Source organism: Actinoplanes sp. NPDC048988 (assembly GCF_043197815.1).
Classification (GTDB): Bacteria; Actinomycetota; Actinomycetes; order Mycobacteriales; family Micromonosporaceae; genus Actinoplanes.
Window position 1 is genome coordinate 233977 of record NZ_JBICTW010000012.1, and the last position, 15875, is coordinate 249851.

Below are 15875 nucleotides of genomic sequence, written 5' to 3' on the forward strand. Positions count from 1 at the left end.
GACCCGTCGGCCGAGCGTCGCCGCATCCTGAGGTTCCGCGCCCGGCCTGGACCACCGGCGGGTTCGCAGTGTCGCGTCCGGTTCAGATTGTCGCGTTTGGTTGGCAGCGCCGCGCCCGGCCTGGACCACCGGCCGGTCCGCATTTTCGCGGCCGGTCCGGATTGTCGCGTTTGGTTTGCAGCGCCGCACTTGGTGCGTGGCGCCGCGCCGGGTCCGAGGGCGCCGCGCCCGGTTCGCGGGCGCCAGGCCCAGTCGAGGGCGCCGCGCCCGGTCCGCAGGCGCCAGGCCCAGTCGAGGGCGTGCGGGACCGCCCGCCTTGTCGAACGGAGGGGCGGCGAGGCGGCCGTGGTAACCGTCGAGCGAGTGTTCGAGCCGCCAGGGGCGCGGAGGTCAGGGCGCCGGGATGACGGCGTGGGGTCGAGGGGTGAAGATCGTCGGGTGGTGGAAGAGATGTTTCCCGATGTGGTTCTGCGGACGGCGCGGCTGACTCTGCGGGCGCCGGGCGAGGGTGACGTGGATGCGATCGTGGCCGCTGTGGCGGATTCGGGTACGCGGCGGTGGCTGCCGCTTCCGCAACCGTACGGGCGGGAGCAGGCGGTGGCCTTCGTGGTCGAGAAGGCGCCCGAGGTGCGGGCGAGTGGGCGTGGCCTGATCCGCGCGATCGAGTGCGACAGCGTTCTGGCCGGAATGATCGACCTGAAGAAGACCGACTGGCGGCATCGGACGGCCGAGGTCGGCTACTGGGCGGCGCCCGCGGCCCGCGGGCGGGGGGTGATGACCGAGGCGACCGCCGCGCTGTCCCGCTGGGTGCTGACCGAGGCGGCCTTCGAGCGGGTGGTCCTGCGCATCGCGCCCGGCAACGAGGCGTCGATCCGGGTCGCCGAAAAGGCCGGTTTCACGTACGAGGGTCTCGCCCGCAACGCCGGCATCGTCCCCGCCGGCCGGGTCGATCTGGCGATCTACTCGCTCATCCCCGCCGACCTCAGCTAGCAGCCGCCCCGGGTGGTGGCCGCCCCGGGTGATGGCCGCCCCGGGTGGTGGCCGCCCCGGGTGGTGGCCGCCCCGGGCGGTGGCCGCTCCAGGCGGTGGCCGCTTCGGGTCGCGGCCAGTCTGAGAAACGGCTGAGCTGGCCGATTTTCTGGTCCGGGCTGGCGGCCGATCAGGGAGAGCGGCCGTGTTGGGCGACGCTAGGCAAGTGGTCGGCCTGGGCGAGCGGCCGTTATGGGCGAGCTAGACAAGTGGTCGAGTTGAGCGAGCAGTCGGGCTGGGCGAGCGGTCGGGCTGGGCGAGCGGTCGGGCTGGGCGAGCGGTCGGGCCGGGCGAGCGGTCGGGCCGGGCAAGCGGTCGAGCCGGGCAAGCGGGGCGAGCGGTTGAGCGGCCGAGCCGGGCGAGCGGCCGAGCTGGGGCGCCTGGCCGGGCGAGGCTAGCGGGACGGGGGAGGGCCGGTGCTCGCCCGCGGCACGAGGTGGGGGGCCACGAGCACGCGGTCGGTGGTGGAGTCGCCGGACATGTGTTCCAGGAGGAGGGTCAGGGCTCGGCGGCCCAGTTCGCGGAAGTCCTGGCGCACCGTGGTCAGTGGGGGCAGGAAGTAGCCCGCGTCCGGCATGTCGTCGAAGCCGACGATGCTCACGTCCTCGGGGACTCGGCGGCCCGCCTCGTGCAGGGCGCGCAGGACGCCCAGGGCTATCCGGTCGTTGGCGCAGAAGATGGCCGTCACCGTCGGGTCGGCGGCCAGGGTGCGGCCCCGGGCGTAGCCCGACTCGGCGTCCCACCAGCCGGGGGCGGCGGGTGGGACCACCGCGCCGGCCGCGTACAGGGTGCCTCGCCAGCCCTCCACCCGTTCCTGCGCCTCGGGCCAGTCGGCGGGGCCGGCCACGTGGTGGACCGTGCGGTGGCCCAGGTCCAGCAGGTGCTGGGTGGCCAGGCAGGCGCCGGCCGCGTTGTCGATGCCGACCGTGGGGGCCGCGTCCGACTGGCCGGCGGTGCCGACCGCCACGCAGCGCAGCGACGGTGGGGCCTGGGCCAGGGCGCTGGTGACGGTCAGTTTCGGGGCGATGGCGATGACGCCGTCGACGGCGTGCTGGGTGAGGCGGTCGACCGCCTCGACCACGTGGCGGCGTTCCAGGTCGCGGACCGAGGCGATGCTGACCAGGTAGCCGGCGTCGCGGGCGGCGCTCTCGATGGCGTACAGCATCGACGCCGGCCCGAACAGGGTGGTCTCGAAGCCGATGATGCCGAGGGTGTCGGACTGGCGGGTGACCAGTGTGCGGGCGGCTAGGTTGCGGCGGTAGTTCAGCGACTGCATGGCTTCGAGCACGCGCAGCCGGGTCTCCTGCCGCACGTTGGGGTGGTTGTTCAGGACCCGCGACACGGTCTGGTGCGAGACGCCGGCCAGTTTGGCGACGTCGCGCATGACCGTGAGCCGGGGCCGGGACCGATCGCCGTCGGACGATGGCAAGAACGAACCTCCGAAGGCAAGGAGCGGCAGGTTTGTGAGCGTGAACATCGCACAAGCTCTGCCCGGCTGTCCATAGGCGACCGCGCGTTCAGCACCCAAGGCAATCGCCCGGTAACAAACCGATGGCGAAACCTTGACGGAGCGTTTGAGAACGGTAACACTGCTGAAACGCGGTGCCCGGATGGGCCGCGACTCTCCTCTCGATGCTCCGCTCGGTGTCTCACGGTCGCGCTGACGACCATCTCTGAATGCGTGAACGTTAACAATTTGGAGGGCCCTGTGCTCAAGAAAATTTCCGTGGCGATGGTCGGTGGGCTCCTGCTCGCCTCGACCCTGGCCGGTTGTGGCGGCGACGACGGTGGCTCCGGCTCGGGCGGCGGCGGCGATGACAAGATCACGCTCGGCTTCTCGCAGGTCGGCGCGGAGAGCGGCTGGCGTACGGCCAACACCAAGTCCATCCAGGAGGCGGCCGCCGCCGAGGGCATCGACCTGAAGTTCTCCGACGCCCAGGGCAAGCAGGAGAAGCAGATCGAGGCGATCCGCTCCTTCATCACCCAGCGGGTCGACGTCATCGCCTTCTCGCCCGTCGTCGAGTCGGGCTGGGACCCGGTGCTCAAGGAGGCCAAGGACGCCGGCATCCCGGTGATCCTGACCGACCGCGCGGTCGACTCCAAGGACACGTCGCTGTACAAGACCTTCCTCGGCTCCGACTTCGTCGAGGAGGGCAAGAAGGCCGGCGAGTGGCTGACCAAGGAGTACGACGGCAAGACGGACCCGGTCAACATCGTCGAGCTGCAGGGTACGCCGGGCGCGGCGCCCGCGATCGACCGCAAGACCGGCTTCGAGGACGTCATCAAGGCCGACCCGAAGTTCAAGATCGTCGCCTCGCAGACCGGCAAGTTCGAGCGCACCAGCGGCAAGCAGACGATGGAGACGTTCCTGCAGTCCGTCAAGGACATCGACGTGCTCTACGCGCACAACGACGACATGGGCCTGGGCGCCATCGAGGCGATCGAGGCGGCCGGCAAGAAGCCCGGTCAGGACATCAAGATCATCACCGTCGACGCGGTCAAGGACGGCATGACGGCCCTCTCCGAGAACAAGATCAACTTCATCGTGGAGTGCAGCCCGCTGCTCGGCCCACAACTGATGGAGCTGGTCAAGAAGGTCAAGAACAAGGAGGAGGTCCCCACCCGGATCCTCACCAAGGAGACGACCTTCACCCCCGAGCAGGCGAAGGCCGCCCTGCCGGACCGCAAGTACTAAAGGACCGCTGATCAGGGTCACCCCGGCCGCCACCGGGGTGACCCGCAGCCCGTGAACGGAGTGGATGAATGGGTGAGCCACCCGCGGTCCTCGAGATGACCGGAATCCAGAAGATCTTCCCCGGCGTCGTCGCGCTCGACGGCGTCGATTTCCGGCTGTTGCCCGGCGAGATCCACGCCCTCATGGGCGAGAACGGCGCCGGCAAGTCGACCCTGATCAAGGTGCTCACCGGCGTGTACGGGATCGACGGCGGCGACATCAAGCTCAGCGGCCGGGACGTGCTGTTCACCGGCCCGCTGCAGGCGCAGGAAGCCGGCATCAGCACCGTCTATCAAGAGGTCAACCTCTGCGCCAACCTCTCGGTCGCCGAGAACATCTTCATCGGCCGCCAGCCGCGCCGCTTCGGCCGCATCCAGTGGTCCGAGATGCGCAAGCGCTCGGCCGGCCTGCTCAAGCGCCTGGACCTCGACCTCGACGTGTCGGCCCCGCTGAACACGTACTCCCTGGCCGTGCAGCAGATGGTGGCGATCGCCCGCGCCGTCGACATCGACGCCAAGGTACTCATCCTCGACGAGCCGACCTCCAGCCTGGACGCCTCCGAGGTGGCCCAGCTCTTCGCGATCATGCGGCGGCTGCGCGACTCCGGGGTGGCCATCCTGTTCGTCTCCCACTTCCTCGACCAGATCTACGAGGTGGCCGACCGGATCACGGTGCTGCGCAACGGCGCCCTGATCGGCGAGTACCGCACGGCCGAGCTGCCCCAGGTCGAGCTGGTCCGCAAGATGATCGGCAAGGAACTGGCCACGCTCGAGCAGCTGGAGAGCCGCCCGCGCGAGTCGGCCGAGCAGATCGAGCGCGGCGAGCCCGTCCTGCGGGCCGAGAACCTCGGCCGGGAGGGCGCCATCGCGCCGTTCGACCTCACCATCCACGCCGGCGAGGTGGTCGGGCTGGCCGGGTTGCTGGGCTCCGGCCGTACCGAATTGGCCCGGCTCCTCTTCGGCGCCGACAAGGCCGACAGCGGCAAGCTTGAGCTCGACGGCAAACCGGTGTCGATGCGGTCGCCGCGCAACGCGATGGCGCACGGCATCGCCTTCTCGTCGGAGAACCGCCGCACCGAGGGCGTGATCGGCGAGCTCACCGTCCGCGAGAACATCATCCTGGCCCTGCAGGCCGCGCGGGGCTGGACCCGGCCCATCGCCAAGCGCCGCCAGGACGAACTGGTCGGCAAATACATCAAGGCCCTGCAGATCAGACCCGACAACCCCGAGATTCCGGTACGGAATCTGAGCGGCGGCAACCAGCAGAAGGTGCTCCTGGCCCGCTGGCTGATCACCGAGCCCAAGCTTCTGATCATCGACGAGCCGACCCGCGGCATCGACGTCGGCGCCAAGGCCGAGATCCAGCGCCTGGTCGCCGAGCTGTCCAGCGGCGGCATGGCCGTGCTGTTCGTCAGCGCCGAGCTCGAGGAAGTGCTCCGTCTCAGCCACAAGATCGAGGTGCTGCGGGACCGGCGCCTGGTCGAGGAGCTCGACAACACCGGCGACGTCGACGCCGACCGCATCATGCGGACCATCGCCAGCGGAGCTACCTCATGAAAAAAGCGATGAAGAGCCGGCTCATGTGGCCGGTCGCCATGCTCGTGGTGCTGCTGCTCTGCGCGCTCATCTTCTCCGACGGTTTCTTCGACATCCGGATCCAGGACGGGCACCTGTTCGGGACGCCGGTCAACATCCTGCGGGCCAGCGCGCCCCTGGTCCTGGTCGCGATCGGCATGACGCTGGTCATCTCGACCGGCGGCATCGACCTGTCGGTCGGGTCGGTGATGGCCGTCTCCGGCGCCATGGCCTGCCTGATCATCGGCGACCTGAGCAACCAGAACAGCGTCGGCGGGGTGGCGATCGCGGTGCTCGCGGCCATCGCGTTGTCGCTGGTGCTCGGCCTCTGGAACGGCTTCCTGGTGGCGGTGCTGGGTATCCAGCCGATCATCGCGACGCTGATCCTGATGGTGGCCGGCCGCGGCCTGGCCCAGCTGATCACGTCGGGGCAGATCATCAACGTGCAGTCGAGCCCGTACAAGGTGATCGGCGCCGGCTACGTGCTCGGCCTGCCGGTGTCGGTGCTGATCGCGGCGGTGGTCCTCGCGATCACGGTGCTGCTCACCCGGCGTACGGCCCTGGGACTGCTCCTGGAATCCGTCGGCGGCAGCCCGGTGGCCAGCCGGCTCGCGGGCATCCAGGCCCGCCGGTTCACCGTGATGGTGTACGTCGTCTCGGCCGCCTGCGCCGGCATCGCCGGGCTGATCTACAGCTCGAACGTGTCCAGCGCCGACGGCAACAACGCCGGCAACCTGATCGAGCTCGACGCCATCCTGGCCGTGGTCATCGGCGGCACCGCGCTGACCGGCGGCCGGTTCTCGCTGGCCGGCACCACGCTGGGCGCGCTGCTGATCGCCACGCTCGACACGACCGCCCAGTCCGTGGGCATCCCGCCCGAGGCGACCCTGGTCTTCAAGGCCGTCGTGGTCGTGGTGCTCTGCCTCGCCCAGTCGGCGACCTTCCGGGCCATGTTGTTCCGCCGGTCCACTCCCAGGCCGGCCGCACGGGCGGAGGTCCCGGCATGATCGACGTCAGCACCACCCCGGCCACCAACAAGAGCGGCCCGGCCAGCCGGCGCCGGACGTACCGGCCGAACGCCCAGTACATCCCGGTCCTGGCGACCCTGTCGCTGCTGATCGTCATGTACACCTTCGGCGCGGTGAGCTACGAGAACTTCACCCACCCCTCGGTGATCCTCAACCTGTTCACCAACAACGCCTTCCTGCTGGTCGTCGCGGTCGGCATGACCTTCGTGATCCTGACCGGCGGCATCGACCTGTCGGTGGGCGCGGTGATCGCCATGACCTCGACCGTGGCCGCCACGCTGCTGCAGGCGGGCTGGCCGGCCGGCGTCGTGATCCCGGTCGTGCTGCTGATCGGCGGCGTGCTCGGCCTCGGCATGGGCGCGGTCATCCACTTCTTCAAGGTGGAGCCGTTCATCGCCACGCTGGCCGGCATGTTCCTGGCCCGCGGCATCGCCCTGCTGATCAACCAGAACTCGATCCCGATCACCAACGAGTTCTGGACCAGCATCGCCGAGACGCGCATCGTCTTCGAGCCCGGCGTCTACATCTCCGGCATGGCCCTGGTGGCGCTGGCCGTCGTGGCCGTGGCGGCGGTCGTGCTGGCCTGGACGAAGTTCGGCCGCAACGTCTACGCGATCGGCGGCAACGCCGACTCGGCGCTGCTGATGGGCCTTCCGGTCGGCCGTACGCGGATCGGCGTCTACACCCTCAGCGGGTTCTGCGCCGCCCTCGGCGGCCTGATCTACAGCATCACGACCACTTCCGGGTACGCGGGACACGGCACCGGCACCGAGCTCGACGCGATCGCGGCCGTGGTCATCGGCGGCGTGCTGCTCACCGGCGGTTCCGGCTATGTGCTCGGCACGGTCCTGGGCGTCCTGGTCCTCGGCCTGATCAACACGATCGTGAACTTCGCGAGCCTCAACTCCTGGTGGGCCCGGATGGCGATCGGTGTGCTGCTGTTCGCCTTCATCGTTCTGCAGCGCCTCGTCACCAGAAAGGCGAAGTGATGTCCAGCTACACCATCGGGGTCGACTTCGGGACGCTGTCCGGCCGTGCCGTGGTGGTGCGGGTCTCCGACGGGGCCGAGGTCGGCGCGGCCGTCCACGAGTACACGCACGGCGTCATCGAGCGCACGCTGCCGGCCACGGGGCAGCAGCTGCGCCCGGACTGGGCGCTTCAAGACCCCAACGACTACCTCGACGTTCTGCGTACGGCCGTGCCCGAGGCCCTGGAGGCCGCGGGCATCGACCCGGCCGACGTCGTCGGCATCGCGACCGACTTCACCGCCTGCACGGTGCTGCCCACGCTGGCCGACGGGACGCCGCTGCGCGACGTCCTCCCCGAACGCCCACACGCGTACCCCAAGCTCTGGAAGCATCATGCGGCGCAGCCGCAGGCCGACCGGATCACCGACCTGGCCCACGAGCGGGGTGAGCCCTGGATCGCGCGCTACGGGGGCCGGATCTCCTCGGAGTGGCAGTTCGCCAAGGCCCTGCAGGTCCTCGAGGAGGATCCGGAGGTCTACGCGCGGACCGAGCGCTGGATCGAGGCGGCCGACTGGATCATCTGGCAGCTGTGCGGCCGCGAGACCCGCAACGCCTGCACGGCCGGCTACAAGGGGATCTTCCAGGGCGGCCAGTACCCCGACAAGGCGTACCTGGAAGCCCTGAACCCGGCCTTCGCCGACTTCGCCGAGACCCGGCTCGCCCATCCGCTGTCCGCGCTGGGCGAGCGCGCCGGCGGCCTGACCGAGCGAGCCGCGGCCTGGACCGGGCTGCCGGCCGGCATCGCGGTCGCCGTGGGCAACGTGGACGCGCACGTCACCTCGCCCGCCGCCCAGGCCATCACGCCCGGGCAGATGCTGGCCGTGATGGGCACCTCCACCTGCCACATCATGAACGGCGAGACGATCGCGCCGGTGCCCGGCATCTGCGGCGTGGTCGACGGCGGCATCCTGGCCGGCCTCTACGGCTACGAGGCCGGGCAGAGCGGCGTCGGCGACATCTTCGGCTGGTTCGTCGAGCACGGCGTGCCGCCCGAGGTGCACGAGCAGGCCCGCGCGGCCGGCCTGAGCGTGCACGACTTCCTGTCGCGGCAGGCGGCCGGGCAGCCGGCCGGCGGGCACGGGCTGATCGCGCTCGACTGGCACAACGGCAACCGCTCGGTGCTGGTCGACCACCACCTGTCCGGGGTGATCGTGGGGCAGACCCTGGCCACCCGGCCGTTCGAGATCTACAAGGCGCTGATCGAGGCCACCGCCTTCGGCACCCGCACGATCATCGAGTCGTTCGAGAAGGCCGGCGTGCCGGTCACCGAGTTCGTGGCCGCGGGCGGGCTCAAGCGCAACACCCTGGTCATGCAGATCTACGCCGACGTGCTGCGCCGGCCGATCAGCGTGGCCACCTCCGACCAGGCGCCCGCGCTCGGCTCGGCCATCCACGCGGCGGTGGCGGCCGGGGCATACCCGGACGTGGCGACCGCGGCGGCGACGATGGGCCGCGTCGAGAAGGCGGTCTTCGAGCCCGACCCGGCGGCCGCCGACGTGTACGACCGGCTGTTCGCCGAATACTCGGTTCTCCACGACTACTTCGGCCGTGGGGAGAACAAGGTGCTGCACCGGCTGCGCGATCTGCGGAACGAGGCGCTCGGATGAGCGTCCTCGACGCCGTACGGACCGAAGTCTGTGACCTGCACGCGCACCTCACCCGCTGGGGCCTCGTCACCTGGACCGCCGGCAACGTCTCGGCCCGGGTGCCGGGGGAGGACCTGCTGGTCATCAAACCTTCAGGGGTCTCGTACGACGATCTGACCCCGGCCGCCATGGTCGTCTGCGACCTCGACGGCAAGCTGGTCGAGGGCGAGCACAGCCCGTCCAGCGACACCGAGTCGCACGCCTACGTCTACCGGCACATGCCCGAGGTCAACGGCGTCGTGCACACCCACAGCCCGTACGCCACCGCGTGGGCCGCTCGCGGCGAGCCGATCCCGTGCTCGCTGACCGCCATGGCCGACGAGTTCGGCGGCGACATCCCGATCGGGCCGTTTGCGCTGATCGGCAGCGACGACATCGGCCGCGGCATCGTCGAGACGCTGCGCGGCAGCCGCTCGCCGGCCGTGCTGATGCGCCAGCACGGCCCGTTCACCGTCGGCGCCAGCGCCCAGGCGGCGGTCAAGGCCGCCGTCATGTGCGAGGACGTCGCCCGCACCATGCTTCTGGCCCGGCAGCTCGGAGCGATCGATCGACTGCCCGGCGACGCCGTGGACAGCCTGTACGACCGCTACCAGAACGTCTACGGCCAGCGCTCTTCGGAAGGACGCTCATGAGTGACCAAGAAATCTGGTTCCTGACCGGCAGCCAGGGGCTCTACGGTCCCGAAACGCTCGACCAGGTTGCCTCGCAGTCGCGGGAGATCGCCGGCACGCTCGGCTCCTCCCTCGACGTCCGCCTGGTCTGGAAGCCGGTGCTCACCAGCGCCGAGGACATCCTCACGGTCATCCGGGAGGCCAACGCCGCGCCGCGGGTGATCGGCGTGATCGCCTGGATGCACACGTTCTCGCCGGCCAAGATGTGGATCGCCGGGCTGGACGCGCTGCGCACCCCGCTGCTGCATCTGCACACCCAGGCGAACGTGGCGCTGCCCTGGTCCGAGATCGACATGGACTTCATGAACCTCAACCAGGCCGCGCACGGCGACCGCGAGTTCGGCTACATCGAGGCCCGCCTCGGCGTGGCCCGCAAGACGGTGGCCGGGCACGTCAGCAACCCGCGCGTCGTCGACCGCATCGCGGCCTGGGTGCGGGCCGCCCGCGGGCACGCGGCCATCCGGTCGCTCAAGCTGGCCCGCTTCGGCGACAACATGCGGGACGTCGCGGTCACCGAGGGCGACAAGGTCGAGGCGCAGTTGCGCTTCGGGGTGTCGGTCAACACGTACGGCGTCAATGATCTGGTCAAGGTCGTCGACGACGCCCTGGACACCGAGGTCGACAAGCTGGTCGGCGAGTACGACGAGTTGTACGAGGTGGCGCCCGAGCTGCGCGACGGCGGCGAACGGCACGAGTCGCTGCGGTACGCGGCCCGGATCGAGCTCGGCCTGCGGCAGTTCCTCGACGCCGGCGGCTTCGGCGCGTTCACCACCAACTTCGAGGACCTCGGCGGCCTGCGCCAGCTGCCCGGCCTCGCGGTGCAGCGGCTGATGGCCGACGGTTACGGCTTCGGCGGCGAGGGCGACTGGAAGACCTCGGTGCTGCTGCACACGATCAAGGCGATGGCGCCGGGCGGCACGTCCTTCATGGAGGATTACACGTACGACCTGACGCCCGGCCAGGAGCGCATCCTCGGCGCCCACATGCTCGAGGTGTGCCCGTCGATCGCGGCCGCCCGGCCCCGCCTCGAGATCCACCCGCTCGGCATCGGCGGCCGCGAGGACCCCGTGCGCATGGTGTTCGACGCCGCCCCCGGCCCGGCCGTGGTCGTCGGCATGTCCGACATGGGGGAGCGGTTCCGGCTGACCTCGAACGTCATCGAGGTGGTGCCGCCGACCGAGGCCCTGCCGAAGCTGCCGGTGGCCCGCGCGGTGTGGAAGCCGGCCCCCGACCTGTCCACGTCGGCCGAGGCCTGGCTGACCGCGGGCGGACCGCACCACACGGTGCTCACCTCGGCCGTCGGCGTGGAGGAGCTGAGCGACCTGGCCGAGATGCTCTCCTGCGAGCTGCTGGTGATCGACTCGGACACGACGATCCGGGAGTTCGTCAAAGAGGTCCGCTGGAACCAGGCGTACTACCGGCTCGCCCGCGGCTTCTGACCTCGACCCGGTGCCGCACGGTGCCCCGCGGCACCAGGGTCGGCCGCAGCTGTACGGACTCGGGACGGCGTGCGCCCAGCAACAGGCGCACGCTTTCCCGGCCGACCTCGGCGAACTCCTGCCGCACGGTGGTCAGCCCCGGATGGGTGTACCCGGCCTCGGGCACGTCGTCGAACCCGACCACGCTGACGTCGTCCGGCACGGACCGGCCGTGCTCGGCCAAGGCCCGGATCAGCCCGATGGCGATGTCGTCGCTGGCCGCGAAGACCGCGGTGACCCGCGGGTCGGTGGCCAGCGCCCGCCCGCACCGGTAGCCCGACTCGGCCGTCCACGCGGCCCGCACGACCGGCGGCGCCTCGACACCGGCGGCGGCCAGCGCGGCCCGCCAGCCCGCCTCCCGGGCCCGGCTGCCGTGCCACTGCTCGGGCCCGGCCACGTGCCAGACCGTACGGTGCCCGTGCGCCAGCAGATGCCGGGTGGCCAGCAGCCCGCCCGCGTACTGATCGACGGCGACGTTCGCCGTGCGCCACTGGGGCAGGCCGTCCACCGTCACCACCGGCAGGCCGCTCGGCACGGCCGCCAGCAGCTGGGCCGCCGCGGCCACCGGAGCGACGACGATCAGCCCGGCCACCTCCTGGTCGACCAGGCGCCGCACGACCTCGCGCGCCTCGGCGCCGTAGTCGGCGACGTGACCGACCGATACGGCCAAGCGGGCGTCGAAGGCGGCGTCGCCGATCGCCTGCACCATGCTGGCCGGCCCGTACAACATGGAGTTCTGCGCGACCACGCCGATGACCGTCATCCGGACTCCTTCGCCACGGGCCTGTTAACGCCAACATGTCTGCCCCGCGGCGGCGAGTCAATCTCTTGTTACGTGCTTGTTACGTGGTGGATTTCTGGTAAACAGTGTGATGACGTTCGGCACCCTCCAGATCAACGGCGTCCGGCTCGGCTACCGCTCGGCGGGCGACCCGTCCGGCGTGCCGGCGCTGCTGGTCCACGGCACCGGCAGCAGCGCGAGCACCTGGGACCGCTTCACGGCCCGGCTGGTGCCGCTCGGCTACCGGGTCGTGGCGGTCGACCTGCGCGGGCACGCGACGAGCGACCGCACCCGGTCCTATGAGCTCGGTGCTCTCCGCGACGATCTGCTGGGCGTCATGCGGGCGCTGTCGCTGACCGGCGCGCTCGCGGTCGGGCACTCCGTGGGGGCGTACGCCTGCCTGGCCCTGGCCCAGCACTCGCCGGACCGCGTCTCCCGCCTGGTCCTCGAAGACCTCGCGGCCCCGCCCCGCCGGGGCGGCCTGCCGCCGATGGGCCGCTTCCTGGCCGGCCGCCCCGTGCCGGCGATCCTGCTGCAGGTGGCCCGCGCCGACCCGCGGTGGTGGAGCCGCCTCGCCCTCGTGACCCAGCCGGCCCTGGTCGTCTCGGGCGGGCCCACCAGCTGCATCCCCCCGCGCCGGCTGGCCGCCGTGACCGCCGCCCTGCCGAACGCCCGGCTGGCGACGATCCCGGTCGGCCACCGCGTCCACAGCCTGGCCCCCGACGCCTTCTTCGCCGCGGTGGCCGGCTTCCTGCCCGCGTCAGCTCCGGTGGTGTGACTCGGCGAGGCGGTACACGGGCGTCGGCAGGCCCTCGTAACGGGCCTTGAGCTGCAACGCCAGATAGAGCGAGTAGTGCCGCGACTGGTGCAGGTTGCCCCCGTGGAACCACAGGTTCTCCTGCCGGGTGGGCTTCCACATGTTCCGTTGCTCGCCCTCCCACGGTCCGGGGTCCTTCGGGGTGTCCGAGCCCAGCCCCCACACCTTGCCGACCCGGTCGGCGGTCTCGGCGTCGACGAGGTCGGCCACCCAGCCGTTCATCGACCCGTAGCCGGTGGCGTAGACGACCAGATCCGCCGGCAGTTCCGTGCCGTCGTCCAGCACCACCGCGTCCTCGGTGAGCCGGACGGCCTGCCCCCGCGCCAGCTTGACCTGCCCGTCGGCCACCAGATCGGCCGCGCCCACGTCGATGTAGTAGCCGGAACCCCGTCGCAGGTACTTCATGAACAGGCCGGAACCGTCCGCGCCCCAGTCGTGCCGGAAGCCCGCCTTCTCCAGCCGCGCGTAGAAGTCGGCGTCCCGCTCGGCCATCCGCTCGTACAGCGGAATCTGAAACTCATGCATGATCCGGTACGGAATCGACGCGAAGATCATGTCAGCCTTGTCGGTGGTGACCCCGGCCGCGAGGGCCCGCTCCGAATAGAGGTCACCGAGCCCGATGTCCATGAGCGAGGCCGACTTCACGATGTGCGTCGACGACCGCTGCACCATGGTCACGTCGGCGTCGTGCTCCCAGAGCGCCCCGCAGATGTCGAACGCCGAATTGTTCGACCCGATCACGACGACCCGTTTGCCCCGGTAGGCCTCCGGCCCCGGATGCTCGCTCGAGTGCTGCTGCTCCCCGCGGAAGACGTCCTGCCCGGGAATGACGGGCCGGTTGGGCTTGCCGGACATGCCGGTGGCGAAGACGACGTGGGCCGGCGTGAGCTCCGTCGTTCCGCCCTCCCGGTCCACGATCACGCTCCACCGGCCGGTGCCGGCGTCGTACTTCGCCGAGCGGACCGCGGAGGACGACCAGTACGGCACCTCCATCACCCGCGTGTACATCTCCAGCCAGTCGCCGATCTTGTCCTTGGGCGAGAAGACCGGCCAGTTCGGCGGAAACGGCAGATACGGCAGATGGTCGTACCAGACGGGATCGTGCAGACAGAGGCTCTTGTACCGCCCACGCCACTGATCACCGGGCCGCGCGTGCTTGTCGACGACCACGGCCGGGACGCCGAGCTGCTTCAGGCGCGCCCCGAGAGCGATCCCACCCTGCCCACCACCGATCACCACGACGTACGGGTCCTGCTCCGCCGCCTCTGTCCCGTACTCACGCCCTTTGCGCAGCGTGTGCACGGCGCCCAGGGGCCGCCGCTCACCCTGACGTTCCTCGAAGCCCTTGAGCTCCCGCAGCGTGGTCAGCAGAGTCCAGGCGCCCTCGGGCTTGAGCCGCAGATGACCGGTGCCGCGCCCGGTGGCGGTCTCGAACCGGATCCAGGCCTCGATCACGCCGTCGGCCTCGGTGGGTTCCTCGGTCAGCGCGAACCCACGCGGATCAGCCCCCGCCAGCGTCTCGCCGAGCATGTCGGCCACCCCGTCCCGCCCCTCGACGGTGGTGATGTTCCAGGTGAAGGCCACCAGGTCACGCCAAAAGCTCTCCGGGGCGAAGAGATCCGCCGCGCCTCGCACATCGCGTTCCCGAAGCGCCCTTTCGAACGCCTCCAGCCAGTCGTCAACGCGCTGCTTGGCCGAGATACCGAGGGTCTGCGTCATACGGACACGAAACCGCCACGCTCACCCCGCGCAACAGAGTTGCAACACATTGCATCACTCGCCCCAGCCGGCCATTCCCTTCGTTGTTCAGCCCGGACCATCGACAACCTGGCTGATCTGGACCTCGTCCGGGCAGGCGTGGGAGCCTCGAAAGGGGCCTACCGGCGAGGAGGCGGCGTGGGCGACTACAGCGCTGTGCGGCCGGGCACCGATCTGTCGCGGTACGCCCGTGAGCTGGTGCGGGTGCATGACGCGGTGCTGGCCGGGGGACGGCCGCCGCATCGACCGCGGGCGCTTGTCGAGCGGTCCTGGTCGCGTGTGCTCGGGTTCGGGCTCGACCCCAGCCGGGCCAACGCCCGCGATCCGGTGCCGGCCGGGGAGGTTGAGCGGCGGCGCCGCGGATCGGGGCTGGCGCCCGTCGCCGGTGATCTGCTGCGGATGGCCGGGGACGCCGCTTTTCTGCTCGTCGTCACCGGGGCCGACGGCACCATTCTGTGGCGGGCCGGGCCCGCCCCGCTGCGCCGGCGGGCCGATCGGCTCGGGTTCGGGGAAGGGGCGCTCTGGACCGAGGCCGCCGTCGGCACCAACGCCATCGGGACCGCGCTTGTCGAGGCGGCGCCGGTTCAGCTGTTCTCGGCCGAGCATTTCGAGCAGGCCCAGCATGCCTGGTACTGCTCGGCCCATCCCGTGCACGATCCGCGAACCGGAGAGCTGCTCGGGATCGTCGACGTCAGCGGGCCCGCCCTCACCCTGCACCCGGCGATCCGGGTGCTCGTCGAGACCGGGGTGCGGCTGGCCGAGGCGCGGCTGTGGCGGCATCACGCCGACCGGCTCGAACGGCTGCGGCGCTCGGCCGCGCACGTGACCGGCACCGCCCGCGGCCCCCTGCTCATCGTCGACGATCACGGCTGGGTGGCCCACGCCAGTGGGGTGTCCGCGCGGGACCGGATCGGCGCTCCGTCGGCGGGCGCACCCGTCGCCGTACCGGGAATGGGCCTCTGCCTGGCCGAACGCCTGCCCGAAGGCTGGCTGGTCCGGCCCGCCGGCCCGCGGGCCGCGATCACCGCGACGCTCGACCTGACCGGTTCGCCACCGCTTCTTGAGGTACGCGGTGAGACCGAACCCTGGCGCACACCACTGACGCGCCGCCACGCCGACATCCTGGCCCTGCTGCACGACGGCGGCCCGGCCGGCCTGACCGCGGGCAGGATGAGCCATTTGCTGTACGGCGACACCGCCCACGTGGTCACCGTCCGCGCCGAGATCAGCCGCCTCCGCCGCGCGGTCGGCGCCCTCGTCGCGACCAACCCGTACCGCCTGGCCGCGGGTGTGACCCTCGAGCTCCGCCGTCAGCATCACGAGTGAGTGCC

The 15875-nt window shown here is 70.9% G+C and carries 13 protein-coding genes; 10 read left to right on the top strand and 3 right to left on the bottom strand.

Annotated elements, in window-relative coordinates:
• Nucleotides 1–450 precede the first annotated feature (450 nt).
• Nucleotides 451–990, top strand: coding sequence for a GNAT family N-acetyltransferase (locus ACGFJ7_RS31615; protein ID WP_392645464.1), 540 nt, complete (start codon nucleotides 451–453; stop codon nucleotides 988–990).
• Between the two features lie 433 nt (nucleotides 991–1423).
• Here ACGFJ7_RS31615 and ACGFJ7_RS31620 read toward each other — a convergent pair whose 3' ends face one another.
• The gene (locus ACGFJ7_RS31620; protein ID WP_360260062.1) at nucleotides 1424–2413 is read right to left on the bottom strand and encodes a LacI family DNA-binding transcriptional regulator; all 990 of its coding nucleotides are present in this window, start codon (nucleotides 2411–2413) and stop codon (nucleotides 1424–1426) included.
• A gap of 348 nt (nucleotides 2414–2761) precedes the next feature.
• Here ACGFJ7_RS31620 and ACGFJ7_RS31625 point away from each other — a divergent pair, with 348 nt between their 5' ends.
• The 7 genes from ACGFJ7_RS31625 (at nucleotide 2762) to araA (ending at nucleotide 11149) form a co-directional block, all read left to right on the top strand.
• A complete protein-coding gene (locus ACGFJ7_RS31625; protein ID WP_360260065.1) occupies nucleotides 2762–3724 on the top strand; it encodes an ABC transporter substrate-binding protein in 963 nt (320 codons plus the stop codon).
• Nucleotides 3725–3792: 68 nt separating this feature from the next.
• Entirely contained in the window at nucleotides 3793–5319 is a 1527-nt protein-coding gene (locus ACGFJ7_RS31630) for a sugar ABC transporter ATP-binding protein (RefSeq protein WP_392645382.1), read from the top strand.
• Complete coding sequence (locus ACGFJ7_RS31635; RefSeq protein WP_360259933.1) at nucleotides 5316–6344, top strand: ABC transporter permease; 1029 nt, start codon at nucleotides 5316–5318, stop codon at nucleotides 6342–6344. The genes ACGFJ7_RS31630 and ACGFJ7_RS31635 overlap by 4 nt, the downstream gene beginning before the upstream one ends.
• Complete coding sequence (yjfF, locus tag ACGFJ7_RS31640; RefSeq protein WP_360259935.1) at nucleotides 6341–7354, top strand: galactofuranose ABC transporter, permease protein YjfF; 1014 nt, start codon at nucleotides 6341–6343, stop codon at nucleotides 7352–7354. The genes ACGFJ7_RS31635 and yjfF overlap by 4 nt, the downstream gene beginning before the upstream one ends.
• Nucleotides 7354–9000: a ribulokinase gene (gene araB, locus ACGFJ7_RS31645; protein WP_392645385.1), complete on the top strand. Its 1647-nt coding sequence runs from the start codon at nucleotides 7354–7356 to the stop codon at nucleotides 8998–9000. The genes yjfF and araB overlap by 1 nt, the downstream gene beginning before the upstream one ends.
• Nucleotides 8997–9671: an L-ribulose-5-phosphate 4-epimerase gene (locus ACGFJ7_RS31650; RefSeq protein WP_360259939.1), complete on the top strand. Its 675-nt coding sequence runs from the start codon at nucleotides 8997–8999 to the stop codon at nucleotides 9669–9671. The genes araB and ACGFJ7_RS31650 overlap by 4 nt, the downstream gene beginning before the upstream one ends.
• Nucleotides 9668–11149, top strand: a complete 1482-nt coding sequence (araA, locus tag ACGFJ7_RS31655) for an L-arabinose isomerase (protein WP_360259941.1) — start codon at nucleotides 9668–9670, stop codon at nucleotides 11147–11149. Before ACGFJ7_RS31650 ends, araA begins: the two co-directional genes overlap by 4 nt.
• Here the strand turns inward: araA and ACGFJ7_RS31660 are convergent.
• Entirely contained in the window at nucleotides 11097–11951 is an 855-nt protein-coding gene (locus tag ACGFJ7_RS31660; RefSeq protein ID WP_392645387.1) for a substrate-binding domain-containing protein, read from the bottom strand. The two genes, araA and ACGFJ7_RS31660, sit on opposite strands and share 53 nt — an antisense overlap.
• 109 nt (nucleotides 11952–12060) lie before the next feature.
• Between ACGFJ7_RS31660 and ACGFJ7_RS31665 the strand changes: the two genes are divergently transcribed.
• Nucleotides 12061–12747: an alpha/beta hydrolase gene (locus ACGFJ7_RS31665; RefSeq protein WP_360259945.1), complete on the top strand. Its 687-nt coding sequence runs from the start codon at nucleotides 12061–12063 to the stop codon at nucleotides 12745–12747.
• Here the strand turns inward: ACGFJ7_RS31665 and ACGFJ7_RS31670 are convergent.
• Nucleotides 12730–14505: an NAD(P)-binding domain-containing protein gene (locus tag ACGFJ7_RS31670; protein ID WP_392645389.1), complete on the bottom strand. Its 1776-nt coding sequence runs from the start codon at nucleotides 14503–14505 to the stop codon at nucleotides 12730–12732. The two genes, ACGFJ7_RS31665 and ACGFJ7_RS31670, sit on opposite strands and share 18 nt — an antisense overlap.
• Nucleotides 14506–14682: 177 nt before the next feature.
• Here ACGFJ7_RS31670 and ACGFJ7_RS31675 point away from each other — a divergent pair, with 177 nt between their 5' ends.
• Entirely contained in the window at nucleotides 14683–15870 is a 1188-nt protein-coding gene (locus ACGFJ7_RS31675) for a GAF domain-containing protein (RefSeq protein ID WP_392645391.1), read from the top strand.
• Nucleotides 15871–15875 lie beyond the last annotated feature (5 nt).